This is a genomic window from Shimazuella sp. NTD247 (assembly GCF_059510415.1).
In genome coordinates, this window is record NZ_JCAJZU010000003.1 from 46,900 (window position 1) to 71,620 (window position 24,721).

A 24,721-nucleotide genomic window follows, 5' to 3' on the forward strand; every position below is an offset into this window, starting at 1 on the left:
TAGAAATCGCGATGCGACTTCTATTTCAAGGGAGGACACATGCAAAAGGAAGTAAAAGTAATTGCTGATCAAGTTGCTGATGTGTATAAAAGGATAACAGCTGAAAAATTTATTGGTATTATCGCACATGGTTCTGCGATTAAAGGCGGATTTATTCAGGGATCTAGTGATATTGATTTTCAGGTGTTTCTCCACGAATCACTTTTTTGTAAGCAATGGTTACTTCCAGTAGAATTGTCTCTTAAAATACATCAAGAGCTCGCAAAAATAAATACGTTTCCTTTTCGTTACATTCAATGTAAAGCACTTTCGACTACATTACCTGAGGGAATGTTAGGACCTATCCCAGGTACATATCACTTATTAGCTGGAAAACTGCCTGTTTCCGAAGCAACCAATGATCAGTTGATTGCGTCTGCCCATCGTTCACTGAAAGAAATAGACACTTGTCCTGAATATCTAGCATTACTATTGGATCATGGGAAAGATCGATTAACACAATTGGTTCGATTGCTGTGTACAAAAGTTACTCCTTTAATGTATCAAGTTGTTACTCTTGAAAAAAACGACCCCATTCGCATTTGGAATATGCCGAAAAATCATGTATTGCCTCTTTTGCCGCGTGAAGGAAAAAGGTATGCTGTTCGTTTTTATTACCATGCAAAGCGTTTTTATCCAGATGAGAAATCAATCGCAGATGCGCTAGAAATGGTGAAAAATGCAATATTATTTTTTGAGAGTATGAAAACGTGGTATGTAAATAAAGTATCCACACTTACTTAAAAAGAGGAAGATTTCATTGAAAAGCGAAAGAGTAGCCAAAGGAAAGCATTTGGTCCAATTAAATGCTGATCAAAGAATGAAAGTAGATATCACTTATAACATTGCGAGCGAGAAAACCCACGGTTTAAATCGTGGGATGAAAGCGAGCGTTGAACGAGGGTAAGGAATTTTTCTTCACTAGTTCAACCTTTGGAAAAAAGCAAGTTTACAAACAAACATTCCCATGGTATGTATAGTCGTGACAGACGAAAACCAAGTTTGCTTGCGGCAAAGAAGAAATCAACAAACATAAACCGTGGGGCGCACGGGGTTAGCTTGGTAATGAAATAGTCATGAGGCTATCGTCCCAAGAATCCAACGGCTTTAGCCGCATGGAGTTGTCAAAAGGTTATATCCGTATTGCAGGATGAACCTGCATGGCTGCAACAAGAATTTAAAAAAGAAAAAGTCTTACAAATTGAGTTATGGTTCGACCCAATTTCCTGAACTACAGTACCTTATACTTTAACCGAGACCTTGAACTGATTGGAGAGTACTCCTTTCATGATAAAAAAGATGCTCATCAATTTATAAAGGCGGAAGAGATGAGCAGCGAAGATTTGGGAAGAATTCGAAAAATCCAATCTGCAGCAAACAGAAAGAAATGAATGACAGGACATCCATCCGTTCAAGAGGAACTGGATGGATGTTGTTTTGTTGAAAAATATCGACATTCAATGGAAAGCATGATAAAATGCTCTTCCTATCGCAAGGGATTTTTTGTAACTACACCATGATGTTACTTTTTGTAGCGCTCATCATGGTTTTTTCTATTTAATAAGGAGGAATCAAGTTGAATTCGATGGAATACGAGAGAGAAAAATTAAACGATACATTAGCAAAAATGGAAAGAATTCACGAAGAACTACTGCAAATTCCTCGTTATTATGGAAGAGATGTGGTAGAACAACTACTAGATGATCAGAGGCAGCTGCAAAAGAAAAATATACAAATGGCAAAAGCAGAACCTTACTTTGGAAGGTTGGATTTTGCGGAAGATGGAAAGGGATCTATTGTTCCTTTGTATATAGGTAAATTTGGCGTACAAGATACCAAAACAAACAAATTAGTTGTTGTCGATTGGCGTGCACCAGTCTCGAGTATGTTTTATTCTTTTACAGGTTCCGATGATTCCATTTCTTATCTATCACCTGATGGAGAGATTACGGGGATTATCCACTTAAAGAGAAATATCGCCATCCGTAACCAAGTATTGCAGCGAGTAGTAGACAGCTATGTGCGTGGAGAAGAGAATATCGGAGTAACAGATGAATTTTTGCTGTACCGATTAGGAGATCGCAAAGACAATAGATTAAGAGACATTGTTTCAACTATTCAGCAAGAGCAAGACACGATTATTCGAGCAGATTATAACCGTGCTGTTTTGATTCAAGGAGTTCCAGGCAGTGGGAAAACAACGGTAGCACTTCATCGATTAGCCTATTTGCTATACCAACACCAAAACATCAAAGCGGAGAAAATTGTTATTTTCGCACCGAATCACATGTTTTTAGACTACATATCAGAAGTTTTACCTGAATTGGGTGTAGGTTCAATCAAGCAAACTGTTTTTGAAGACTGGGCATTATCCATATTAAAGGAAAACATTCAAGTAAAAGATCGAAAACAGCAGCTGATAGAGTGGTTCGCTCCTAATTCCTATCAAAAAACCGTAAATATAAAGGGAAGTTATACTTTTTTAGAAGCATTAGAAGCATCGCTGCAGCAATATGAAACAAGCTATTTACCAGATAGAGGACTGACAGTTTGGGAGAACAAGCATTTACCAGCAGAAGAGATTAAGAAGTGGTTTTTTCTTGAATATAAACACTATCCTTTGATGAAAAGAAAAGAAAGAGTTATGGCCAGAATCAAACGTTGGATAGAAACAGAGTACAAAGCAATTCGTGGCTATGATTCAAATGGTAACCTAAAAAAACAAGCAAATAAACAATTTTCCGCCTACAAAAAGTATTGGCCAAAACATACTGTAATTGATTTTTACCGTTCGTTTATGAAAAATACCAATTTACTAGATGACAACCAAAAGTTAAAGGGAAAAAAATCGGAAGTAACTTACGATGACTTGGCAGCACTTATATATATTCATGATCGTTGGTATGGAATTGATAGTGAGCAAAAATTTGATCATGTTGTGATCGATGAAGCACAAGATTTTTCTCCTTTTCAAGTAGCTGTTTTGCAAAATCATTGTCCAAGTCATTCATTTACAATTTTGGGTGACATTTTGCAAAATATATACGAATTTCAGGGAATTAGACAATGGGATGAATTTTCTAACCTATTTAAGAAGGAGAAACTAGGATTTCATCAACTGGATAGAAGTTACCGATCTACGATGGAAATTATTCATTTTGCAAACGAAGTAATTGCTCCTTATACAGCAGGCGTAAAACCCGCTGAAGCTGTTTTTCGAAGTGGAGAAGAAGTACAAGTTGTATCATTGCAATTCGATCATAAATGGACATGGTTAGAAAATACTTTACAGCAACTGAAACAAGAAGAAATGCAAACTATTGCGATTGTAACGAGAGATGATAAAACATCTGTTGATGTATATCAAAGATTAATAGCAAGAGGAATAAAAGTAAATCACATTTCTTGGGATCAGAGAGAGTATTTTGGTGGTATTTCCGTAGTACCCATCTATTTAACAAAAGGAATGGAGTTCGATGCTGTGCTGTTAATGGATGTAGACGAGTTAAATTATCCAGATAATGATCAGCATGCTAAGTTGCTCTATGTTGGCTGTACACGCGCATTACATCGCCTTTTCATAACATATGATAAAAGTATCTCACCATTGATTGCACAAATAAAACACAAATCAAAAAAAATGGAAAAAGCATAGATCGTATGAATCTATGCTTTTTGATCCTTGCTCCAAGAGGTGTTCTAATGCAAATAGGTTTTAAATGGTAAATTATCTTAATATCTTTTCATTTTTAATAAAAGAAAACTTATTACTAATGTCAGTAAAGAAAATAAGAGTGCAATACTTGAAAAAACGAGTAAGTACGCATTGTATTCAGTAAACTGTTCGATTACTTGGTATGTATCCACATCCATTAAACCCGCTACAAGATTAAATAGTAAAAGAACGAGAAACATTGTAAGTAAACCTTGTGATGAATTTTTTATATCTGCTTTGCTCAAGGCAATATGTGAAGAAATACAGATCGCAAGGATAACAAAAATCCAAAACGCAGGCTTGCTGAAATTCTCAATGGTGAATAAACTTACTCCCATTGTAAGTACAGCTTGTCCAAGTGTTTGAATGATATGGAAGTCAAGTTTCCCTCCAGCTGCACTTTGTTGGATTTGAGACTGAAGGGTGACGAAGGATTGTGGAACTAATAAATACATGGCTAAAATAATGGAGCCGATACCACTTATAATGGGTCCTATTCCTATGAAAAAGTTACCAATCCGTTGATAAACACTTTTGGGATTATATCCATGTTCTACATAACCCAAAATCCCGTTTGGATCATTTGTTTGCAGCAATTTAACGGACTTTATTTTATGCCCCCAAATGATGCACTGGATTAAATGACCTAGTTCATGGATGGGAGTTCCCAGCCATGCGGTGGCAAGAATTCCTTTTTTTCCAAAAGCACGAGTTAAATAGATTTGTGATTGCTTTTCTAAAATTCCAAGTAAAAAACCAATGACGATCAATACACCTACTAAATAAATCAATTCAACTGCACTCATCCATAACGTTTTCCATAAAAATAACAGAAAATCCATATTTTTTTCCTCTCATCAATGGAAGTATCCTGCATCTATTTTACCTCAAAATAATGCTATGTGTATGAGTTATGTTCGATTAGAGATGAATGTGTTCTTGCAAAATGACCATGACTTTTCATTGTGATCTGAACGGAGTGAGGAATATTATCTATTATTTGGACGTAGTGGACAGGTCGGTTGAGAATGAAACAGATAATTATTATTAATTATCTGTTTTTTATTGCTTCTATCCCTATATTCGTGATTTCATATTAAGAGAGTAGAAAAGTATTGTGATTTTTCACATCAGAGGTGTAGTGAGGAATGAATGAACGAAAACAAAAAAGGATTGACGCTTTACACAAAGCAAAGCAACTAATCTCAAAAAAATGGTCTTTTCCGATTATTACTCAGTTGCTCTATCAGCCATATCCTTTCCATCAATTAAAAAATAAGTTGCAAAATATAAGCGTTACTTCACTAATAGAAACACTGCGTTTTCTGGAACAAAATCATATCATTCATCATCAGATGTATTCTTCGAAACCAATTCGCATGCAATACGTATTGAGTGAAGAAGGCAAAGAATTTATTTTCATTCTGCTAGGGATTCGTAGATGGAGCGAAAATAAAAAGTGAATATGATGTTCTAGTTTAATGTTCCAGTAAAATGATATAATGTAATTTTCAGATAAATAATAGCATTTATTATGAAAGTTGTTTCAGAAAGGTATAGAAAGAGGAGGTTAGATGATGCCAAACGTTTCTTTGCATCGAACTTTCACTGATTCCTTCACCCAACTTCCGCAAAAAATCCAAAAAAGCACTTGGGATTTAGTCTTTAAGCTAAAAGACAACCCAGAGGCAAATGGGATAAATTTTGAAAGACTAAAACGAACAGCAGATTCTAATGTGTATTCCGCTCGTATTAATAATGATTACCGAGCTATTATTTTTAAACCGAAATCAGAAGATGTTTATATGCTTGCTTATGTTGATAAACATGATGATGCTTATCGCTGGGCAGAACGAAGACGCTTTGAAGTAAATCGATATACAGGAACTTTTCAGATGTATATCGATAATACTCAGCGGCAATTTATCGAAGAGGAATCTGGATTATTTTATAATTACACTACGAAACAGCTTCTGGCATTAGGTGTACCATCAGACGTAATTGTCCAAGTTAAATCCGTGACTACAGAAGAAGAGCTCTTGGCATTAGGAGATCATATACCAGAAGATGCGATGCTGGCACTTCAATTTTTAACGCAAGGCGATCAATATGAAGATGTACTGGAAACAATAATGGATTGTCGCAATCCAGGTACTTCTTATATGGAATCTTTTCTTAATACTCCTGAGCAAGTTGCTGTTATCACTTCGGATCACCATCTCCAAGAAGTTTTATCATCCACATTTGAAAAATGGCGTTTTTTTCTCCATCCGAGTCAATTAGAAATGGTGCAAAAAGATTTTTCTGGATCTGTACGTGTACTTGGCGGTGCTGGTACAGGAAAAACCGTTGTTGCATTACACCGTGGATGTCATTTAGCAAAAAATTATATTCATGAAGATGAAACCATATTGATCACCACATACACGGCAAATCTATCAGATATACTAGCGGAACAGATGGATCATCTCGTTAGTGGACAAGCTCGCAAACGGATCATTATTAAAAATATAGACTCGCTTGCACGTGAAATTTGTGAGCAAAATATTGGATTGACAATCAAAAAACTGGTAACAGAGGAAAGAGACAATGAAGTCTGGGAGCAGGTAAAATCAGCATACCAATTAGATGAGGAGCTAGTAGCATTAGCAAAAAAGGAATATCGCTATGTCATTGATCCAGAAGGAATCAGCGATTTGGAACAGTACTATCGAGTGGTTCGAATTGGGATGAAACAGCGTCTTGGTAAAGGAATACGCACGAAAATTTGGTCAGTAATTGAAAAATATCGTTATTGGATGGAGGAACGAGGATGGTTTCGTTATGCTGATTTGATCAGACACGCGAGAATCTGGTTAGAGCAAAATTCGCAACTGATAAAATATCGAGTGGCAATTGTCGATGAAGTACAAGATTTTTCTCAAGAAGCATTGAAGCTTGTTCGAGCACTGGTTCCTGTAAATCGAAATGATTTATTTTTTGTCGGGGATCCACAACAGGGAATATATGGACATCGTGTGGTTATGTCTCGCTGCGGAATTGATATCCGCGGATCAAGATCGAAAAGACTGAGAATAAATTATCGAACGACAGAACAAATTCGAAAACAAGCAATTGATGTATTAAAAGGTATCGAATTTGATAATTTAGATGGAGGAACGAATACCACTGATGATATTTCTCTATTGACAGGTTCAAAACCATTCGTGAAAAAACTTTTTTCCAGAGAAGAAGAAGGGGAGTTTCTGGTTCAAGAAATAAAAAAATTATTATCGCAAGGTTACAGGCCAAATGAAATCGCCATCTTTGGCAGAGTATCAAAAACGTTAACAAGATTTGTTTCCCAATTGCAAAAAGCAAATATTCCATTGAATTCATTGACTACTCGTTCTCATTTTAAACAGTCAGGAGTCCACTATGGAACGATGCATCGCAGCAAAGGGTTAGAATTCCGCGTTGTCTTTTTAGTTGGTGTAGCAAAAGGTTTTATGCCGCTTCAGTTTGTTATTGACAAACAGGAAACGGAAGAAGAAAGACAGCTTCTTTTAAAACAAGAACGTTCTTTGTTTTATGTCGCAGCTACAAGAGCCAGGGAGATGCTTTATATCAGTTATCATGGAAAGCCAAGCCCTTTTTTAATGTCATCTGAATAAAAATAGCCTTGCTTTGTCAGCAAGGCTTTGCTTTTTGAGAATTATTATTCTGTTTACAAATGGTTATCCAGCCTTGTACCGTACGCGTTTTCTCATTTGTTTTAAAATGAGCGTAAATGGTGAAAAATTTTGCTAAAATCTCACAAATGAAATTAAAATCATTTATAGAAGGGAATATACTATTTAAGACAAACAATGAAGGTCCTTTCCCTACAATTCGATAGCTTTGATTGGATTGTTCATAAGTTGATTTTTCCATAATTAAGAGTGGTTTGGACAGTGATTTTGCTTTTTGTGCATACATTTATTTGCCCCCTTGAACGGATTGCTGTTCGCTTTCTTATTTTATAGAAACTGAACTAAAAAAGCAAACGTATGTTTGTAATTTAGGGGGAGTTATTTGGATAAAATCATTTTTATCATTGTATGATTTACTGATAAATAAGAGTGCTGATCATTTTGATTCATTTGACTGGATCTGTTTATACTACTATTAAATATGTTTGAAAGAGCCGATTGAATGCAGGATGAAAGAGTAATATCCTGCTTTTTATTCGATCTAATGTTAAGATTTCATCCTGTTATTATTTGAAATGGAACGGTTTGATAGGAAAAGTGAGGATAAAAGAAATGGCATGGATATATCTCATTATTGCAGGTTTATTTGAAATGGGCTGGGCAGTAGGCTTGAAATATACGCAAAGTTTTACAAGATTAGTTCCGAGTATCTTTACGATTATTTCAATGATAGTCAGTCTGTATCTTCTTTCGCTTGCGCTAAAAACATTGCCAATTGGGACAGCATACACGATTTGGACCGGGATCGGTGCAGTTGGAACCGTTATTTTTGGAATGATTTATCTTGGGGAATCGCGTGAGTTTTTGCGCATTTTATTTATTTTTTTGATTGTTATTGGAATCGTTGGTTTGAAAGTAGTTTCTGGTGGAGAAGGACATTAATGAAAATCGGGAGAAGAACATATATTTGCAATTATCGGTTTTGTTCTGTATAAATTTAAGTATGGTCGCAATCGATCAGAATTACTTATTTGGAGGAACGGAAATGAAATTAGTGTCATGGAATGTCAATGGATTGCGATCTGTCATGAAAAAAGGCGATTTCCAACAATATTTTCGAGAAGCAGATGCAGATATAGTTTGTTTACAAGAGACGAAGATAAATGAAAATTTGGTTGATGAAACATGGGGAAATTACCATGTTTATTGGAATCACGCGAACAGAAAAGGGTATTCTGGAACAGCTATTTTTACCAAACAAGAACCGCTTGCAGTAACTTATGGATTGGATATAGAAGAACATGACCAAGAAGGCAGAGTTATTACAATGGTTTTTGAGGATTTTTATTTGGTGACCGTATACACACCTAACTCAAAAAGAGGATTAGCTAGGTTGGATTATCGAATGGAGTGGGAAGAAGTATTTTTGGATTATATCAAGCGACTCGATGTGCATAAACCTGTTATTTTTTGCGGAGATCTCAATGTTGCTCACCAAGAGATCGATATTAAAAATCCAAAAACAAACCGCAAGAGTGCAGGTTTTTCTGATGAAGAAAGAGCAAAGTTCAGCTTGTTATTAAAGGAAGGATTTATCGATACCTATCGCTATCTTTATCCTAATCAGGAAGGTGCGTATACTTGGTGGTCTAATTTCTCCAATGCCCGGGCGAAAAATTCCGGCTGGCGTCTGGATTATTTTGTAGTCTCTGAGCGGCTAAAAAATAAAATAGAGAAGGCGGCAATCAGCAATGATGTAATGGGTTCAGACCATTGTCCTATCGAATTAGAGATTCATATAGGGGAAGAACGCGTTTATTTCTAAAACAAGGTATACATCACAAGAAACTTACTTTACACTGGAGAATGAGAAAATGAAAAGCCAAACCCTTAGGGAGAAAAAGTGGGTAAGGAAAATGTTGCACTGCTGATTGATGTTTCGAATGCTCTGGAGAAGAAGCACGACAAGGCTCGATTCCATGCCAATAATGGCCGCTGCGTGTCTGCTGGTTTTGTAGTCGAACAGCACGCTGATGCAGATGCAGCCCGTGTTTCCTACCGATTCCTGGATGGATCGCGTGAGGAGACCAACGGAATGCGGACGCTCGAAACCATCCTTGGTAACTATATCACCACTCTGCACAAAGCGGGTTTCCGCGCAGAGATGCACATTGGTGGTCACAAAAATCGTCCTTATCTGAAGGTAGTGAAGCGGTAGATTTTCTTACATAATGAAGCTATAATAGGCTTCCTCCCACCAGATGAACAGCCAATTTTTCATCTGGTGGGGACATTAAATTATATCTCTCTATGATCGTTTAATCCGGTGAAACACAATTGATTTCGCAAATGGGTTATCCTCAAGAGTTTCAATTACTTCATCAGAAAATTCATCGTTTCAAACGCTCCATAAAAAATGAAAACTACCATTCATATTAAATTTTAGTTATTATTTTGTATCGAATTCCATTATAACTGAAAATTCAAACCATCCATTCCCCTAATTGTCCAAATAACTCTGAGCCATAATATAAAAAAAGTCCAAAGAAGGTGAAATATAATTGAATAAATCCCAAGAAAGACGTACATTTGTCGCTATCCCATTGCCAGCGTCGCTCAAAGAACAAATAGGGGAATGGATAAAAACAACACAAGACGAGCTTCCTTTTCGCAAATGGATACATCCGCAAGACATACATATCACGCTCCATTTTCTAGGGAGTACTTCGCAGGAACAATTAGAACAAACGATACAAGCTTTAAAGGAAGTTTGCCAGCACCAGGTTCCTTTTGAGTTAGCGATGGAGGGGTTAGGAACTTTTGGCAAATCCGATCAGCCTCGTATTTTTTGGGCAGGTGTGAAAGGCGAAGTGGATCAGCTTAAAGCGTTGCAGAAGAAGGTGACGACTGCTCTAGCTCCTGTTGGTTTTCCGCCGGAAAGCCGGCCATATAACCCGCATATCACCTTAGCTCGTAAATATGCTTCTGCTGATTTTGATCGGAGTGAATTAACAAGACATCCTATCGGTAACTTTAAATGGATAGCAGATCGTATGGTGCTTTATGAAACGATTTTAGGACAAGGGCCGATGTACCATGAAATAAGTATGTTTCCTTTGTAGATTAGAGTTTAAACAAGACAAAGGAAACAAAAGAACTGTGTTGTAGAGCATGCTCATCAATGGAAAGGATAGTTTGTTTTATGATGATGTTTATCATGATACTTCCCTTAGCTGTGATTACAGCATTAATCAGTATCGTATTGTATAAATTTTATATCCAGCGGAAAACGATTGAAACAGTGTATACCCCTTTTGATTTTATAACTGGGCAAACTTCCACAGAATTTCATGAAGAAAAAGAAGAGAAAGAAGAAAATCAAGATAATGGTGATGATAAGGATAAAAAGCACTAATTTTTGTGCTATGTAATAAATGAAGGAAAAAGAGCTGAGATTATATCATCAGCTCTTTTAAACTACTTCTGCATTATTCTCATTGATAATAAATACTTCTTGAAGAAAAGAACTAACTTCCTCTTCATATTGTTGTTTGTTCCGCCGAAAGGCATCACTATGCCCTGCTCCCTCCACGATCCACAGGCGTTTCAATCCGTTTTGCTTTGCTTCATATAATTTTTTGCTCATCTCCGTTGGGATAAAGCGATCCCTATTTCCATGAATAAATAGAATTGGCAGATCACTTTTCGCCACTGCTTTTATTGGACGGACATCAGATAGACTGAACCGTGCAAAAATTTTGACGAAGAAATCGATTGTATAATAAAAAATAAAGGTAGGTGCTTTATATAAATAACGTATTTGATAACGAATTAGCTCTGCTAAATCGGAGTATGGGCAATCGGCAATGATAAATTTGGCATGTTCATTGATATGAAGGTACTCTAGTGCTGTTCCTCCGCCAAGGGAGACGCCATGAAGGCCGATTATGGCATCGGTTCCAATTTCGGTTCGAGCCCAATCAATCCAGCTTTTCACATCATACTTTTCATAATAACCATAGCTGGTGAAGGTTCCCTCACTTTGTCCATGTGCACGTTGATCGATAGCTAAAAGGTTAAAGCCCTGTTTCATATAGAGATCAGTGAATTGCATGGTCATGGGGTATGCTCTTGTATAACCATGTATAAGAATCATTACTTTTTTGGAGTAGGGATTGGTTTCAATGTAGTAACCATGCAGTTTTAATCCATCTTTGTTTTGGATATTGATTTCTTTTTTTGGTAATTCGTTAAATTTTGAACGGGTGTAAAGCCCTCTCTTCTCAACTAGTTGAAAACATTCCTCGGTTGATAATTTCTTTTTTCGTGTTATATTTTGATATCCCCATAAAGATATACTGTAGACGACAAGAGAAAAAAGTACAGTTAATCCAAGCAATACCCCCCACCAGATCATCCCACAACCTCCTATTTACATATTCAATATTCAAAACCTTATATAAAAGAATTTTCTACTAATATTAAAATATATATTTCTATCAATTTTCAAGTCATTATTATTTTATTTACAAAAAAATTAATGTAATTAATAAACAAAAACCCTTCATTTTTGCGCTGATGGGAATAAATGATAGATTTGAAATCCCATAATAATAAGGTTATAAATCATCATTTTATCGAATCATTTTTATTGAAAAAATTAACAAGGATAATCCTTTTAAGGTTAGCAAAAGATGTTGATAAATAATAATAAAGAGAGGACTGTGTATGAAAAAAAAGGCAGCATTTTTACTATGTTTTTTTAGCGTAATTGCTTTGTCATTCAGTTTTGTTTCGGATGCTTCTAGTGGTACAAAGCAAGTATCGATTATTATCGATGACTTAGGAAATAATTTGAAGGGAACAGAGGAGTTATTTTCGATCAAGGCACCGCTCACTGTTGCGATTATGCCATTATTACAATCATCCAAAGTCGATGCAGTTCGGGCGAAACAAGCTGGTTTTGATATACTTCTTCATCTCCCGATGGAGTTTACACATGGAAAAAAAGAATGGCTTGGCCCTGGGGCGGTCACTACAGATATGTCCACTGATGTAATAAAACAACAAGTGAGAAAAGATTTGGATAGTATCCCTTATGTAAAGGGTATAAATAACCATATGGGGTCAAAGGCAACTAGTGATGAAAGGGTTATGCGTGCAGTGTTGGAAGTGGTGAAAGAAAAAAATCTTTTCTTTGTTGATAGTGCAACCAGCACTCATTCCAAAGGGAAAAAAGTAGCAGATGAGCTGGGTGTTCGTTATATCAAACGTGATATCTTTCTAGATAATGTCCATTCTCGTTATGCGATCGAAAAACAAATTAAAAAAATGATAGAGGTGGGAAAACAAAAGGGAAAAAGCGTAGCCATTGGACATGTTGGAATACAAGGAAAAAAGACGATGAGTGCGATTCGTTCTATGCTCTCTGTAATCCAAAGCGAAGGATTACAGATGGTTCCCGTTTCGTCGCTACTCTCCAAATCAAATCAAGAATAAAATTCGTTTCACACAGGGTTATAATATTATAAAATACGTTTATATTATAATTATAAATAAGTAAACTTTTCAAGTTTGATAAAAAACAAAAAAAAGTTTTACGTAAAAACACTAATAAATACGTATGTTTTTTGGTATTGCATTTATTTCCAACAAGAATATGGTTTACAGAATTGTTATCTCTATTTTAAAATAACAAATAGAGCTTTAGGATATTTATGAATGAATATTCATTCAGAATATTTTCGAGTTTAAGGCCATTTGGTCTAGACTATATATTTCAGCAGTAATTATTTCGAGGAGGATAAGGAATGAGCAAGAAAAGATGGTCTATCTTTACTGCTATTATCTTGGTTTTAAGTATGGTATTAACTGCTTGTGGTGGAGGCTCAACTGATCAAGCTTCCAAGGATACACTTGTATTGACGGATAAATCCGAACCACCAAACCTTGACAGTGCGAAGTCTACCGACCAAGTGTCCTTTCAAATCTTAACCAATTCACTAGAAGGTTTGATGAGACTGGATAAAAACCAAAAGCCAGTTCCAGGAATTGCAAAAAGTTATGAAGTAAGTTCAGATAAATTAACTTATACTTTTCATCTTCGTGATGCAAAATGGAGCGATGGCAAAGCAGTAACTGCAAATGATTTCGAGTATGCTTGGAAGCGTGCTTTGGATCCTAAAACTGCTTCTGAGTACGCTTACATTCTAGAGCCTGTAAAAAATGCAATGGAATACAATTCAGGCAAAGCAAAAGCGGAAGATGTCGGCGTGAAAGCCTTGGATGCGAAAACGCTTAAAGTTACATTAAAAGCGCCATCACCCTATTTCTTGGAATTAACTTCATTTTCTACCTTTATGCCACAACGAAAAGATATCGTTGATAAGTATGGCAGCAAGTTTGCACTTGAAGCAAAGAACATGGTATACGATGGTCCATTTGCTATCGACAAATGGGAACACGGTGTAAGTGTTCATATGATCAAGAACACAAACTACTGGGATAGTAAAAATGTAAAACTTGCAAACGCAGAAGTTAAATTTTTAAAAGAAGAATCAACTCGCGTAAATTTATATAAAACCAATAAAATTGATTTCACCGAAATCACAAAAGACTTTGCAGATGCGTTTAAATCCAGCCCAGAGAAATTTGTGCTGAAAGAATCTTCTGCATGGTATCTCGAATTGAACCAAAGAGAAGGTATCTTTAAAAACAAGAAACTTCGTCAAGCAATTGAATTAGCTATCGATAAGAAAACATTGACTAATCAAGTATTAAAAACTGGTTCTACCCCTGCAGGATCTCTAGTACCACCTGATATTCATGCAAATAATACACAGAAATTCCGCGATCTTTTTAAAGATCAAGTGAAATATGATCCAGCTCAAGCGAAGAAATTGTGGCAAGAAGGCTTGAAAGAAGAACATATCACAAATCCTGGGAAAATCGATCTTCTAGGTGATGATACAACGAATGCAAAAGATCAAATGGAGTTCATCTCCGATCAGTTGGAAAAAAATCTTGGTATCCAAGTTACACCAGCTCCTGTAACGTTTAAAGAACGTTTGCAAAGAGGGAAAGACGGTAACTTCCAATTGCTATTGTCTGGTTGGGGTGCTGACTACAACGACGCAATGAGTTATCTGGATATCTTTACGACTGGTCAAAGCTATAACCGTGGAAGATGGAGTAATGCGGAGTACGATGCTCTAATTCAAAAATCGAAAAACAATCCTAATTTCACGGAACGTGTTCAAGATTTAGCAAAAGCCGAGAAAATCTTAATTGATGATCAAGGAATTGCTCCACTCTACTACCGTACTCGATTGAGCCTTTTGAAACCATATGTTAAAGGTGCAGCTTGGAATACAACATGGGGCTTCTTTGACTTAAAAGGGGCATATCTAGACGGCAAGTAAGATGACCTAATAAGGTATATGCATTAGGCATATACCTTTTATTTTTTATGTAGGTGGGAGAGGAGTGATTTCACTTGTTGAAATATACATTAAAGAGATTAGCTTTAATGTTAGTTACACTGTTTATTATTACAACGGTGACTTTCTTTCTTGTTCGTTTGCTTCCTGGTACACCGTTAGCCAATGAAGAGAAGTTACCAGCAGAAATACGGGAACAAATCCTTGAACAATATGGTTTAAAGGAACCGTTATATATACAGTATGGCAAGTTTATGGGGCATTTGGTACAAGGTGATTTGGGGATGTCATTGAGCCAAAGTGGACGTTCAGTCAATGAGTTGCTCAGTGATCGTATTGGGCCTTCCGCAATTATCGGATTTCAAGGGATTTTAATTGGTATTGTCATTGGTCTATTACTCGGTATTGCAGCAGCATTAAGGCGAGGAACCTGGGTGGACAGCCTTGCTTCTGCGACTGCTGTTTTTGGAGTGTCTATTCCTAACTTTGTATTAGCGGGCTTGTTATCTTATTGGATCGGGGTTAAGTTTGGTTGGCTGCCGCCAGCACTTTGGGGCGGGTATGAATATACCATCTTACCGTCACTTTCCTTATCGGTTTATGTCATAGCGCAAGTTTCTAGGTATATACGTACGGAAATGGTCGAAGTATTGGATCAAGATTACATTCGGACAGCAAAAGCAAAAGGGCTCAGTTGGCGAAAAATCGTAATTAATCATGCTTTGCGAAATGCGATGATTCCTGCTGTTACTGTACTAGGCCCATTGACTGTTAATATTTTGACGGGTTCGCTTGTAGTGGAAAATATCTTTGGGGTTCCTGGTATTGGTAACCTTTTTGTGGAGTCTATTATGGTGAATGATTATACCACGGTTCTAGGTACAACCATTTTCTACAGTATTTTATTTTTGGGTGTAACCTTCATAGTAGACGTATTATATGGAATTATTGACCCGCGTATTCGGATTTCAGGTGTGAAGGAGTGATGGTTAGATGAGTATATCCAAAAAAATGGAAAATAGAATGTTTGAGCCCCTTGCGCCGTCTGAAAAAAATAGTGAGGTCTTAGCTCCACAAAGGGGTTACTGGAAAGATGCATGGATGCGTTTTAAAGCGAACAAAGGTGCACTTGTTGGTTTAGTTTTATTGGTGCTGTTGCTTTTAGTAGCTTTTATTGGTCCATTTTTCAATCATTATGATTACAGCACACAAGATCTAACCAATACAAACCAAGAACATTTGGGAGATCATTACTTAGGTACAGACAGTTTAGGTAGGGATTTATGGCAGCGTGTTTGGTATGGTGCAAAAATTTCATTGCTAATCGCCTTGATTGCTGCTTTCTTGGATGTCGTTATCGGGGTTACCTTCGGTGGCGTTTCTGGTTATTTTGGCGGTCGTGTGGATGCTGTAATGCAGCGAATACTCGAAGTCATGTACTCTATACCCAATATCGTCATTATCATTTTATTGATGATGTATCTGGAGCCGGGGGTACTGCCGATTGCAGTTGCTTTGGCTTTTACCGGATGGGTTCCAATGGCACGGGTAGTCCGAGCACAAATATTAAAATTAAAAACACAAGAGTATGTACTGGCAGCTCGTACGATGGGAGCAAGTCATTACCGTATCTTGTTTAAACATTTAATACCAAATGTGATGGGGCCAATTATTATTGCCGTTACATTTTCGATTCCATCAGCTATATTTTTTGAAGCTTTTCTAAGTTTTATTGGGCTTGGGCTTCGCCCGCCGTCAGCGAGTTTAGGTATTTTGGTCAGTGAAGGTTATCGCTATTTGCAGTTGTTTCCATTTGAATTATTTTGGCCAGCTCTAGTTTTATGTATTATTATGCTTTCTTTTAACTTGATTGGTGATGGGATGAGAGACGCACTTGATCCAAAAATGAAAAAGTAAGGAGGGAGTAAGGATGAAAGCTCTATTGGAAGTATCTGATCTTCATGTCACGTTTCGCTCGGACCATCAAGAAGTAAAAGCAATCCGTGGCGTGGATTTTACAATCAGAGAAGGGGAAGTAGTTGCTTTTGTAGGGGAATCTGGAAGTGGGAAAAGTGTAACGTTCCAATCGATTATGCGCCTCCTTCCAAAACCGCCTGCGAATATTGATAAAGGAAAAATTATTTATAATGGACAGGATCTGACAAAAGTATCTGAATCAGAAATGCAGAAGATACGTGGGAAAGAAATGGCGATGATTTTCCAAGATCCGATGACTTCTTTAAACCCAACGATACGAATTGGAAAACAAATTACAGAAAGCTTGATGAAACACCAGAAGCTGTCCAGTCAAGAAGCGAAAAATCGAGCGATTGAACTATTAAAAATCGTAGGAATACCGAGTCCGGAGGAACGAATTCATCAATTCCCTCATCAATTTAGTGGAGGAATGCGTCAACGGGCAATGATTGCAATGGCTCTAGCTTGTTCTCCAAAGCTGTTGATTGCGGATGAACCTACGACTGCATTGGATGTAACCATTCAAGCACAAATTATTGATTTGTTAAAAGACTTACAACAAAATACAGGGTCATCGATTGTATTTATTACGCACGATTTAGGTGTTGTTGCGGAAATCGCTGATCGAGTTGTGGTGATGTACGCGGGAAAAGTAGTGGAAACAGGCACGTTGGATGAAATTTTTTATGAACCGCAGCATCCATATACTTGGGGATTACTGGCTTCTATGCCGAGATTGGATCAAAGCCGTGACCAAGATTTATCGTCGATTCCAGGTACTCCACCTAGTTTGGTAAATCCGCCAGTTGGTTGTCCTTTTACTGGGAGATGCCCGCATGCGATGAAAGTATGCCAAGATAAAATGCCAGAGATAACAAAATCATCGGATTCTCATCAGGTAGCATGCTGGTTACAGCATCCAGATGCACCGAAAGTAGAAAATCCAATCACAGGGAGGGGAGAAAATTGACTCAACCAATCCTAGAAGTAAAAAACTTAGAAAAACATTTTCAAATCGATGGAAATAGAGTACTAAAAGCTGTAGATGGTATCTCCTTTCAAGTATTTCCTGGGGAAACTTTTGGACTTGTAGGAGAATCAGGTTGCGGTAAGTCTACAGCTGGTAGAACAATCATAGACCTCTATAATGCCACCAATGGTGAGGTGCTGTTTGAAGGACAAAACGTGCATCATTTGAAAGGCAAAAAACAAAGACAGTTTCGACGCAATATGCAAATGATCTTTCAAGACCCTTATGCATCGTTAAATCCAAGAAAATCAGTGATGGAAATTATTGCTGAAGGATTAGAAATCCATGAGATTGGATCTGGGAAGTCAAGACAGGAAATTGTATATGAATTGCTAGAGACAGTTGGTTTGAATCGAAGTCATGCAACTCGATTTCCACATGAATTTAGTGGTGGACAAAGGCAACGTATTGGTATTGCCCGTGCGCTTGCTATGCAGCCTAAATTTATTATTGCGGATGAACCTATCTCCGCATTAGATGTTTCGGTACAAGCACAAGTGGTTAATTTGATGCGCAAATTACAGAAAGAAAAAGGGTTAACGTATCTCTTTATCGCTCATGATCTGTCGATGGTAAAATACATCAGTGATCGTGTAGGTGTGATGTATTTAGGAAAAATGGCTGAGCTTGCTGAGAGTGATGAGTTGTACAAAGATCCACTGCATCCATACACACAAGGTCTTTTGGCTACCGCTCCTATTCCAGATCCTGAATTAGCTAGAGAAAGAGAAAAAATTCGTATCAAAGGGGAACTTCCTTCTCCTTTAAATCCTCCTAGCGGCTGTCGTTTTCGTACACGTTGTCCACATGCTATGGAAATCTGTGCGAAAGTAGATCCAGCCTGGCAAGAAGTAAAGCCAAAACACTGGGTTGCTTGTCACTTATATCCCAATTCGAATCCTCAATCATGAGGATTCCTTTTTTTAATAGATTCTTGGTATGATAGGTGAAAATAGTGATTAGGATGAGTAGATAAGCATGATTCAATTTGTAGTAACAGCTGAAGAAAATGGGAAAATGGTCAAGCAAGTTTTGCAAAATCGTTTTCATTTTTCCAGGCGGTTTTTCCGGCGTTTGCGAGAGGAAGAGCGTGTCAAAGTGAATGATCAAGTTGTTTATTACACTTCTCGGCTTTCACAAGGAGATCGCGTGTCGGTACAGCTAGAAGAAGATTCATTCGTAGACCTAAAAGCGGAGCAAGTTAATTTTGAGGTGGTCTACGAAGACGATGCTATCCTAATTATTAACAAGCCTGCTGGAATTGTGGTTCATCCAACATCGGGTTATCCAGATGGAACACTGGCGAATGGAGTAGTTTTTTATGCGATGCAAAAAGGTGAATCGTATGCCTTCCATCCTGTCACCAGGCTGGATAAAGATACTTCCGGTTTAATGATCGTCGCCAAACATGCTTATGCGCATGCTTCTTTGTCTAAACAAATGAAACAAAAACGATATCATCGCAATTATTTGGCATTTTGTCATGGGAATACAGCTGACATTGGGACTATCACACTGCCAATTGGTATATCTCCTACAAGTATTATTGAACGAGTTGTGGATGAACAAAACGGCAAAGAAGCAATTACACATTATAAAAAGTTATGTTCTTTTCCAAATGCATCACTTGTATCCGTTTCTATTGAAACAGGGAGAACGCATCAAATAAGAGTTCATTTGGCTGCAATTGGGCATCCGATTATTGGGGATACTTTATACGGTTTGAAAAATGAAAGTCACCTGATCAAGAGACAAGCATTGCATGCAAATGAAATAGCTGTTTTTCATCCAATCAAACGAGAATGGATGAATTGGGAGATCGAATTACCAGCAGATATGAAGGAACTTGGTATTGTATTGCGTAAAATGAAATAGAAGATAAGTTTACATTTTTGTTTGTAATAAAACGCTTTCTATTCTATAATTTTATTACTGTTTGGCATTTAATTTGATAACTTAAGGGGAGTCTTATGGATAACCACCATCCGCCTAGTACGGTGAATGAGATTGAGTTTTTTTTGCGTGAAATTAGCGTGATTATGAAACGGAAGGGTCGCGACATACTTGCTGATTTTCCAATCACCCCTCCGCAGTTTTCCGCGCTTATCTGGTTAAAACAGGATGGGGATATGACCATCGGTGAACTTAGTCAAAAAATGTATATCGCTTGCAGCACGATGACTGATTTAGTGGATCGTATGGAAAAAAATAAGCTGGTTGCCCGTGTTCGTGATGATCGTGACCGCCGAGTGGTTCGCATTCAAATGTTAGAGTATGGACATGGCATCATACAAGAAGTCTTATCTGCACGACGTGCCTACTTAAATCGGATTCTGGACAAATTTACACAAGAACAAGCTCTGCAGGCGGAACAAACGTTGCAGTTGATATATAAACAAATGCTAACTACTGATTAGCCATTGACCCCTTTGTCACAAAAGGGGTTGCTTTTTTGTAAAATATTCATAGACCGTTTTATTAGACTTGGCTTTCTTATTATTAGGAGGACATATACATGAATAACCATGCTATTGGTGTTTTTGATTCAGGAGTTGGTGGAATAACGGTAGCAAAGGAGATAATGAGACAGTTACCGCATGAAACCATTTATTATTTTGGGGATACATTGCGATGTCCGTATGGTGAGCGATCGAAAGAGGAAGTAAAAAAATTCACACTGGAAATCGTCGATTTTTTATTGCAGTTTCCCTTAAAAGCTATTTGTATTGCCTGTAATACAGCCACTGCTTCTGCACTGCCGGATGTATTGGATCATGTTTCGGTTCCAGTAGTAGATGTGATTGGATCAGGGGCACGAGCTGCTATTAAAGAAACGGTTAGTGGAAAAGTAGGCGTTATTGGTACGGTTCGAACGATAGATAGTGAAGCATATACCCGAACATTACGCAGAATTAATCCAGATATTCAGGTACATTCACTTGCTTGTCCTGCATTTGTACCATTAGTTGAAAGAGGATTAAGTGATACACCGGAAGCAGATGAAGCGGTGAAAGATGCGCTTGCTCCTTTTTCTAATATAGAGATGGATACATTAATTTTAGGATGTACTCATTATCCTCTCCTAGCATCTTCGATCCAAAAAGCAATGGGTGATAAAGTAACATTAATTAGCTCTGCGGAAGAAACAGCCTCTGAACTGAGTACTATTTTACAATATAGAAGTATTTTAGCTACAAAAAACCAAGGAAACCGCTTTTTTACGACAGGAAATAAAGAGCAATTTTCAAAAATAGTAGGGAGCTGGCTTGGGATAGAAGTTGAAGCAGAGCAAGTATCCCTAGCCTATGAGCATAGATAGAGAAAAATAGATACGATATAATGAACTTATTCGATTCAATTGTACCTGGAGCATACCAATGTCTAGTGCATACAACAGCGAAGATGTTGACCTCTTCGACGCTTTGCGGCAGGAACTGGAACAACCGGAGACATTGAAACAGCGTCTGCTTGCTTGTGAGTTCCCTTTTTTGGCGGTAGAGAGCAATGGGAAAGAGCTGCTTGTTCCAAGATTTATTTTGTTGAATGGAGTAAAAGTAGAAGCAGAATGGTTCATGCGCAAAAAAGGTGTTCCATTTCGTGTAGTGGAAAGTCATGGGGGAGATGATCTTCCTGAAGTGTCCATCGAAGTGCTGGCACTGCACTCGAAGCTGCTCAGTGTTTTTCATCGTTTGATAAAATGAAGTCGAATACATTGTCTAGGCAACAAAAGTTGTCTAGGCAAAAATGAATCTGTTTCCAAACCATGTTCAGTCAAACATGGTTTTTTTATAAAAAAAGTTGTCCTATTTTTCCCAGATGGCTCGTATACATGTTTTAAAACCAAGTCCATGGGAGGACAATTATGAGAAACAAAGCAAAAATGATGATTTGTACATTCCTTTTACCTTTCGCCTTGACAGGTTGTTTTTCCAATACGAATGCAAAAGTATCGAAGCCAATCGATCCTCCTCGGGAAGATGCACATGTTGTCCAAGCTACTGTATCTTCTAAAAAAGAAACTGGTTACATGACAGAACTATACACGATGAATCAAGACGGGTATGTGCTCCCCTATTCGGTGGAATTACCTGGAAAATCTTTAGCAAAAAGTTCTTTGGAGTGCCTAGTAGATGGATCATCCAGTGCTTCGTTGCTGCCAAAAGGGACAAAAGCTGTTTTGCCAAAAGGAACAAAAGTGCTGGGTGTGAAGATTAAAAATGGAGTAGCCACTGCAAACTTCTCAAAAACATTCCGTGATTATAAAGCGGAAGATGAAACAAAAATACTCAATGCCATTACGTGGACATTAACCGGTTTTAAAAATATTAAGTCGGTAAATCTACAAATAGAAGGAAAAGACTTAGCTGAAATGCCAAAAGGAAAAACAGTAGCTGCCAATTTGTCGCGTGCAGATGGGATAAATGTTGAAGTGGCAAATGGTGTGGATATCAGTGAAAGTATGCCAGTTACGTTGTATTTTCTAAGTCAAGCGGACGATGATTCGATCAGTTATGTGCCTGTGACAAGATTAGTAAACCGTTCTTCGAATATTGGAGAGACAGTAGTAAAAGAATTAGTGAGAGGACCACTGGAAAATAGTCACTTGATCGGTCCTTTGGACACATCAACGACAGTAAAAGAAGTAAAAGTAAGCGGCAAGCAAATAACTGCGAACTTTGGGAAAGAAATTTTACAGTACAATGATCAAACTGCAGCATCAAAAAGTGCTTTGGAATCCATTGTATTGTCCTTAACTCAAAACATGAATGCAAACAAAGTGAAAATTGTAGTTGATGGCAAACAAACCATTGGTGTGATTAATAATGATGGGAAAAATGTGGATTTACCAGTAACACGGCCAAAGCAAATTAATCCAAGTGGTTTGTAAGTAGAATGAAAAGAAGCCACTACCATTGTATACAGTAGTGGCTTCTTACTATATATGGGACGATCATTGATTACTCGGAGTGGGGGGCAGAACAGAGTCTGCCCTCCACTATTATTTGGTCACAAAACCTTAAAGCTGCTTCCAATAATCCTTGGGATTATAACCAGAGTAATAAAATGCCGAAAGGAGTCTAGAAAGCAGGGGGTCTTGGATACCATTATTCTTTTCATGTGATTCTTTCAAAAGATTGATGATCTTATCACGATCGGACATCTTATCGATATTAAGTTTCTTGATCTTCTTTCGGAGTTCGGTATACACTACTTCATCAGCCATGAGTGTGACCTTTCAACTCTCTATGAGGGTCTTCCCTCTGTAAGTAGTATAGGCGAATTCGCTTTTTCTCGCAATATTTAATAGTAGATAAATTAAAGAGTACTGTTTACTCATTGGCTTAACGATATTAGAATAGGACAATCGTATTTTATTTTCGAATGTTATTGTAATGATTAATAAGTTATTTGCACAACCTATGTTATACTGAGTTATCGAGAATTGAGGGGGAAGGGCCTTTGCGAACGGACGGAAGAAACTATGATCAATTACGAAGAGTAGAGATTATAAGAGACTATATTAAACCAGCAGAAGGATCCGTCTTTATTTCCATCGGAGACACAAGAGTAATCTGCACAGCTACTATCGAGGAAAAAGTCCCTCCCTTTTTACGGAATTCAGGAAAAGGGTGGATTACTGCCGAGTATTCCATGTTGCCTAGAGCTACTGGAGTTAGAACCATACGTGAGTCTAGCAAAGGTAAAGTGACTGGCCGGACAATGGAGATCCAGCGTTTAATTGGAAGGGCGCTACGATCTGTTGTTGATTTAAAGGCTTTGGGAGAGCGGACGCTCTGGATTGATTGCGATGTCATTCAAGCTGATGGCGGAACAAGGACAACATCGATTACTGGAGCCTTTGTTGCCATGGTAGATGCACTCATTCCTCTCTATGAGAAAAAAGTTTTTAAAAGATTCCCAGTGAAAGATTTCCTCGCTGCTACAAGTGTAGGGGTGATTGGGGAAAAGGCTTGTTTAGACTTATGTTATGAAGAAGATTCAACAGCAGTAGTTGATATGAATGTCATTATGACTGGAAAAGGAAAGTATGTAGAAATTCAAGGAACAGGCGAAGAAAATCCATTTACTCCTGAACAACTGCAAGAGATGTTGATACTGGCGAAAAAAGGAATTGGAGAATTGACAGTTATTCAAAAGCAACTGCTCGGAGATAATGCAGTATTTATTGGAGGAAAAAATGGATAGACAGCCTTGGCCCTTTTCAACCATTATTATTGCAACAGCCAATAAAAATAAACAAAAACAGTTTGTTGATTTATTTTCGCCTCTAGGACTAGAAGTAAAAGGATTAAATGATTTGCAAAATGTACCGGAAATTATAGAAGATCAACCCACTTTTGAAGGAAATGCAGCGAAAAAAGCAGAGATTATCTCTGAATGGCTGAATGGTCCAGTCATTTCTGATGATTCGGGTATTGTTGTTCCTGATCTAGGTGGAGAACCTGGTGTCTATTCGGCGCGATATGCTGGGGAACATGCGACAGATGAAGCGAATAATGAGAAGTTATTGCAAACGATTGCAAATGCAGGTTTGCATGATCCTAGTGCGCATTATGTTTGTGTGATGGCTGTGGCCCTTCCTAACCAGTCTACAAAGTTATTCCGCGGGGAATGCTATGGTAAAGTGATAGCAAAGCCCAAAGGTGAAAATGGTTTTGGGTATGATCCAATCTTTTATTTACCTGAAGAACAGATGACGATGGCGGAACTGCCTAGTGAACGAAAATACACCATAAGCCATCGTGCAATAGCAACAGCGAAGTTGTTAAAGTGGTTACAGGAAACCTATACTTTTTAGTCCTATTCATTATTACATAGAGATGCAAAA

At 37.6% G+C, this 24,721-nt stretch carries 27 protein-coding genes; 23 read left to right on the forward strand and 4 right to left on the reverse strand.

What is annotated here, in order from left to right:
• Positions 1-39: 39 nt before the first annotated feature.
• The 3 genes from AC5WOC_RS08590 (at position 40) to AC5WOC_RS08600 (ending at position 3,694) form a co-directional block, all read left to right on the forward strand.
• A complete protein-coding gene (locus AC5WOC_RS08590; RefSeq protein ID WP_496055001.1) occupies positions 40-783 on the forward strand; it encodes a hypothetical protein in 744 nt (247 codons plus the stop codon).
• A 16-nt stretch (positions 784-799) separates the two neighbouring features.
• Positions 800-946 carry a hypothetical protein gene (locus AC5WOC_RS08595; RefSeq protein WP_496055002.1) on the forward strand — a complete coding sequence of 49 codons (147 nt, stop codon included), beginning with the start codon at positions 800-802 and terminating at the stop codon, positions 944-946.
• 678 nt (positions 947-1,624) lie between these two features.
• Positions 1,625-3,694, forward strand: a complete 2,070-nt coding sequence (locus AC5WOC_RS08600) for a HelD family protein (protein WP_496055394.1) — start codon at positions 1,625-1,627, stop codon at positions 3,692-3,694.
• A gap of 77 nt (positions 3,695-3,771) precedes the next feature.
• Here AC5WOC_RS08600 and AC5WOC_RS08605 read toward each other — a convergent pair whose 3' ends face one another.
• A complete protein-coding gene (locus AC5WOC_RS08605) occupies positions 3,772-4,596 on the reverse strand; it encodes a hypothetical protein (RefSeq protein WP_496055003.1) in 825 nt (274 codons plus the stop codon).
• A gap of 306 nt (positions 4,597-4,902) precedes the next feature.
• Between AC5WOC_RS08605 and AC5WOC_RS08610 the strand changes: the two genes are divergently transcribed.
• Together AC5WOC_RS08610 and AC5WOC_RS08615 are read left to right on the forward strand one after the other, a co-directional pair.
• On the forward strand, positions 4,903-5,217 hold the full coding sequence (locus AC5WOC_RS08610; RefSeq protein WP_496055004.1) for a winged helix-turn-helix transcriptional regulator: 315 nt from the start codon (positions 4,903-4,905) through the stop codon (positions 5,215-5,217).
• 111 nt (positions 5,218-5,328) lie between these two features.
• Positions 5,329-7,407 (forward strand): 3'-5' exonuclease, encoded by a 2,079-nt coding sequence (locus AC5WOC_RS08615; RefSeq protein ID WP_496055005.1) that lies wholly within the window; start codon positions 5,329-5,331, stop codon positions 7,405-7,407.
• Between the two features lie 16 nt (positions 7,408-7,423).
• Here the strand turns inward: AC5WOC_RS08615 and AC5WOC_RS08620 are convergent, their stop codons facing one another.
• The gene (locus AC5WOC_RS08620; protein ID WP_496055006.1) at positions 7,424-7,711 is read right to left on the reverse strand and encodes a hypothetical protein; all 288 of its coding nucleotides are present in this window, start codon (positions 7,709-7,711) and stop codon (positions 7,424-7,426) included.
• A 326-nt stretch (positions 7,712-8,037) separates the two neighbouring features.
• On the opposite strand from AC5WOC_RS08620, the gene sugE reads away from it, so the two are divergent.
• The 5 genes from sugE to AC5WOC_RS08645 all read left to right on the forward strand — a co-directional run bounded on the left by sugE (position 8,038) and on the right by AC5WOC_RS08645 (position 10,840).
• Positions 8,038-8,367, forward strand: coding sequence for a quaternary ammonium compound efflux SMR transporter SugE (gene sugE / locus AC5WOC_RS08625; protein ID WP_496055007.1), 330 nt, complete (start codon positions 8,038-8,040; stop codon positions 8,365-8,367).
• 103 nt (positions 8,368-8,470) lie between these two features.
• Positions 8,471-9,250 carry an exodeoxyribonuclease III gene (locus AC5WOC_RS08630; protein ID WP_496055008.1) on the forward strand — a complete coding sequence of 260 codons (780 nt, stop codon included), beginning with the start codon at positions 8,471-8,473 and terminating at the stop codon, positions 9,248-9,250.
• Between the two features lie 78 nt (positions 9,251-9,328).
• A complete protein-coding gene (locus tag AC5WOC_RS08635) occupies positions 9,329-9,643 on the forward strand; it encodes a hypothetical protein (protein ID WP_496055009.1) in 315 nt (104 codons plus the stop codon).
• 343 nt (positions 9,644-9,986) lie between these two features.
• Positions 9,987-10,547: an RNA 2',3'-cyclic phosphodiesterase gene (gene thpR / locus AC5WOC_RS08640; RefSeq protein ID WP_496055010.1), complete on the forward strand. Its 561-nt coding sequence runs from the start codon at positions 9,987-9,989 to the stop codon at positions 10,545-10,547.
• A gap of 80 nt (positions 10,548-10,627) precedes the next feature.
• On the forward strand, positions 10,628-10,840 hold the full coding sequence (locus tag AC5WOC_RS08645; protein ID WP_496055011.1) for a DUF3951 domain-containing protein: 213 nt from the start codon (positions 10,628-10,630) through the stop codon (positions 10,838-10,840).
• A 57-nt stretch (positions 10,841-10,897) separates the two neighbouring features.
• Here the strand turns inward: AC5WOC_RS08645 and AC5WOC_RS08650 are convergent, their stop codons facing one another.
• Positions 10,898-11,842, reverse strand: coding sequence for an alpha/beta hydrolase (locus tag AC5WOC_RS08650; protein WP_496055012.1), 945 nt, complete (start codon positions 11,840-11,842; stop codon positions 10,898-10,900).
• A gap of 311 nt (positions 11,843-12,153) precedes the next feature.
• On the opposite strand from AC5WOC_RS08650, the gene AC5WOC_RS08655 reads away from it, so the two are divergent.
• The 11 genes from AC5WOC_RS08655 to AC5WOC_RS08705 all read left to right on the forward strand — a co-directional run bounded on the left by AC5WOC_RS08655 (position 12,154) and on the right by AC5WOC_RS08705 (position 22,759).
• Positions 12,154-12,924: a divergent polysaccharide deacetylase family protein gene (locus AC5WOC_RS08655; RefSeq protein ID WP_496055013.1), complete on the forward strand. Its 771-nt coding sequence runs from the start codon at positions 12,154-12,156 to the stop codon at positions 12,922-12,924.
• Between the two features lie 311 nt (positions 12,925-13,235).
• Complete coding sequence (locus AC5WOC_RS08660; protein WP_496055014.1) at positions 13,236-14,846, forward strand: peptide ABC transporter substrate-binding protein; 1,611 nt, start codon at positions 13,236-13,238, stop codon at positions 14,844-14,846.
• A 74-nt stretch (positions 14,847-14,920) separates the two neighbouring features.
• Complete coding sequence (locus AC5WOC_RS08665) at positions 14,921-15,850, forward strand: ABC transporter permease (RefSeq protein ID WP_496055015.1); 930 nt, start codon at positions 14,921-14,923, stop codon at positions 15,848-15,850.
• 7 nt (positions 15,851-15,857) lie between these two features.
• Entirely contained in the window at positions 15,858-16,781 is a 924-nt protein-coding gene (locus tag AC5WOC_RS08670; RefSeq protein ID WP_496055016.1) for an ABC transporter permease, read from the forward strand.
• A 13-nt stretch (positions 16,782-16,794) separates the two neighbouring features.
• Entirely contained in the window at positions 16,795-17,811 is a 1,017-nt protein-coding gene (locus AC5WOC_RS08675; protein ID WP_496055017.1) for an ABC transporter ATP-binding protein, read from the forward strand.
• On the forward strand, positions 17,808-18,782 hold the full coding sequence (locus AC5WOC_RS08680) for an ABC transporter ATP-binding protein (RefSeq protein ID WP_496055018.1): 975 nt from the start codon (positions 17,808-17,810) through the stop codon (positions 18,780-18,782). The genes AC5WOC_RS08675 and AC5WOC_RS08680 overlap by 4 nt, the downstream gene beginning before the upstream one ends.
• Before the next feature lie 67 nt (positions 18,783-18,849).
• Positions 18,850-19,746 carry an RluA family pseudouridine synthase gene (locus AC5WOC_RS08685; protein WP_496055019.1) on the forward strand — a complete coding sequence of 299 codons (897 nt, stop codon included), beginning with the start codon at positions 18,850-18,852 and terminating at the stop codon, positions 19,744-19,746.
• Positions 19,747-19,841: 95 nt separating this feature from the next.
• Positions 19,842-20,288: a MarR family winged helix-turn-helix transcriptional regulator gene (locus AC5WOC_RS08690; protein ID WP_496055020.1), complete on the forward strand. Its 447-nt coding sequence runs from the start codon at positions 19,842-19,844 to the stop codon at positions 20,286-20,288.
• A 98-nt stretch (positions 20,289-20,386) separates the two neighbouring features.
• Complete coding sequence (gene racE / locus AC5WOC_RS08695; RefSeq protein WP_496055021.1) at positions 20,387-21,190, forward strand: glutamate racemase; 804 nt, start codon at positions 20,387-20,389, stop codon at positions 21,188-21,190.
• 58 nt (positions 21,191-21,248) lie between these two features.
• A complete protein-coding gene (locus AC5WOC_RS08700) occupies positions 21,249-21,572 on the forward strand; it encodes a hypothetical protein (RefSeq protein WP_496055022.1) in 324 nt (107 codons plus the stop codon).
• 161 nt (positions 21,573-21,733) lie between these two features.
• Complete coding sequence (locus AC5WOC_RS08705; protein WP_496055023.1) at positions 21,734-22,759, forward strand: GerMN domain-containing protein; 1,026 nt, start codon at positions 21,734-21,736, stop codon at positions 22,757-22,759.
• A gap of 129 nt (positions 22,760-22,888) precedes the next feature.
• Here the strand turns inward: AC5WOC_RS08705 and AC5WOC_RS08710 are convergent, their stop codons facing one another.
• The gene (locus tag AC5WOC_RS08710) at positions 22,889-23,095 is read right to left on the reverse strand and encodes a hypothetical protein (RefSeq protein ID WP_496055024.1); all 207 of its coding nucleotides are present in this window, start codon (positions 23,093-23,095) and stop codon (positions 22,889-22,891) included.
• 236 nt (positions 23,096-23,331) lie between these two features.
• On the opposite strand from AC5WOC_RS08710, the gene rph reads away from it, so the two are divergent.
• Together rph and AC5WOC_RS08720 are read left to right on the forward strand one after the other, a co-directional pair.
• Entirely contained in the window at positions 23,332-24,078 is a 747-nt protein-coding gene (gene rph, locus AC5WOC_RS08715) for a ribonuclease PH (RefSeq protein WP_496055025.1), read from the forward strand.
• Complete coding sequence (locus AC5WOC_RS08720) at positions 24,071-24,691, forward strand: XTP/dITP diphosphatase (RefSeq protein ID WP_496055026.1); 621 nt, start codon at positions 24,071-24,073, stop codon at positions 24,689-24,691. The genes rph and AC5WOC_RS08720 overlap by 8 nt, the downstream gene beginning before the upstream one ends.
• Positions 24,692-24,721: the final 30 nt, after the last annotated feature.

What these genes read in the sequence shown, in the direction of transcription:
- AC5WOC_RS08590 (WP_496055001.1), top strand. Translation starts at nt 40, where the DNA reads ATGCAAAAGGAAGTAAAAGTAATTGCTGATCAAGTTGCTGATGTGTAT.
- AC5WOC_RS08600 (WP_496055394.1), top strand. Translation starts at nt 1,625, where the DNA reads ATGGAATACGAGAGAGAAAAATTAAACGATACATTAGCAAAAATGGAA.
- AC5WOC_RS08605 (WP_496055003.1), bottom strand. Translation starts at nt 4,596, where the DNA reads ATGGATTTTCTGTTATTTTTATGGAAAACGTTATGGATGAGTGCAGTT.
- AC5WOC_RS08610 (WP_496055004.1), top strand. Translation starts at nt 4,903, where the DNA reads ATGAATGAACGAAAACAAAAAAGGATTGACGCTTTACACAAAGCAAAG.
- AC5WOC_RS08615 (WP_496055005.1), top strand. Translation starts at nt 5,329, where the DNA reads ATGATGCCAAACGTTTCTTTGCATCGAACTTTCACTGATTCCTTCACC.
- AC5WOC_RS08620 (WP_496055006.1), bottom strand. Translation starts at nt 7,711, where the DNA reads ATGTATGCACAAAAAGCAAAATCACTGTCCAAACCACTCTTAATTATG.
- sugE (WP_496055007.1), top strand. Translation starts at nt 8,038, where the DNA reads ATGGCATGGATATATCTCATTATTGCAGGTTTATTTGAAATGGGCTGG.
- AC5WOC_RS08630 (WP_496055008.1), top strand. Translation starts at nt 8,471, where the DNA reads ATGAAATTAGTGTCATGGAATGTCAATGGATTGCGATCTGTCATGAAA.
- AC5WOC_RS08645 (WP_496055011.1), top strand. Translation starts at nt 10,628, where the DNA reads ATGATGATGTTTATCATGATACTTCCCTTAGCTGTGATTACAGCATTA.
- AC5WOC_RS08650 (WP_496055012.1), bottom strand. Translation starts at nt 11,842, where the DNA reads ATGATCTGGTGGGGGGTATTGCTTGGATTAACTGTACTTTTTTCTCTT.
- AC5WOC_RS08655 (WP_496055013.1), top strand. Translation starts at nt 12,154, where the DNA reads ATGAAAAAAAAGGCAGCATTTTTACTATGTTTTTTTAGCGTAATTGCT.
- AC5WOC_RS08660 (WP_496055014.1), top strand. Translation starts at nt 13,236, where the DNA reads ATGAGCAAGAAAAGATGGTCTATCTTTACTGCTATTATCTTGGTTTTA.
- AC5WOC_RS08670 (WP_496055016.1), top strand. Translation starts at nt 15,858, where the DNA reads ATGAGTATATCCAAAAAAATGGAAAATAGAATGTTTGAGCCCCTTGCG.
- AC5WOC_RS08675 (WP_496055017.1), top strand. Translation starts at nt 16,795, where the DNA reads ATGAAAGCTCTATTGGAAGTATCTGATCTTCATGTCACGTTTCGCTCG.
- AC5WOC_RS08685 (WP_496055019.1), top strand. Translation starts at nt 18,850, where the DNA reads ATGATTCAATTTGTAGTAACAGCTGAAGAAAATGGGAAAATGGTCAAG.
- AC5WOC_RS08690 (WP_496055020.1), top strand. Translation starts at nt 19,842, where the DNA reads ATGGATAACCACCATCCGCCTAGTACGGTGAATGAGATTGAGTTTTTT.
- racE (WP_496055021.1), top strand. Translation starts at nt 20,387, where the DNA reads ATGAATAACCATGCTATTGGTGTTTTTGATTCAGGAGTTGGTGGAATA.
- AC5WOC_RS08700 (WP_496055022.1), top strand. Translation starts at nt 21,249, where the DNA reads ATGTCTAGTGCATACAACAGCGAAGATGTTGACCTCTTCGACGCTTTG.
- AC5WOC_RS08705 (WP_496055023.1), top strand. Translation starts at nt 21,734, where the DNA reads ATGAGAAACAAAGCAAAAATGATGATTTGTACATTCCTTTTACCTTTC.
- AC5WOC_RS08710 (WP_496055024.1), bottom strand. Translation starts at nt 23,095, where the DNA reads ATGGCTGATGAAGTAGTGTATACCGAACTCCGAAAGAAGATCAAGAAA.
- AC5WOC_RS08720 (WP_496055026.1), top strand. Translation starts at nt 24,071, where the DNA reads ATGGATAGACAGCCTTGGCCCTTTTCAACCATTATTATTGCAACAGCC.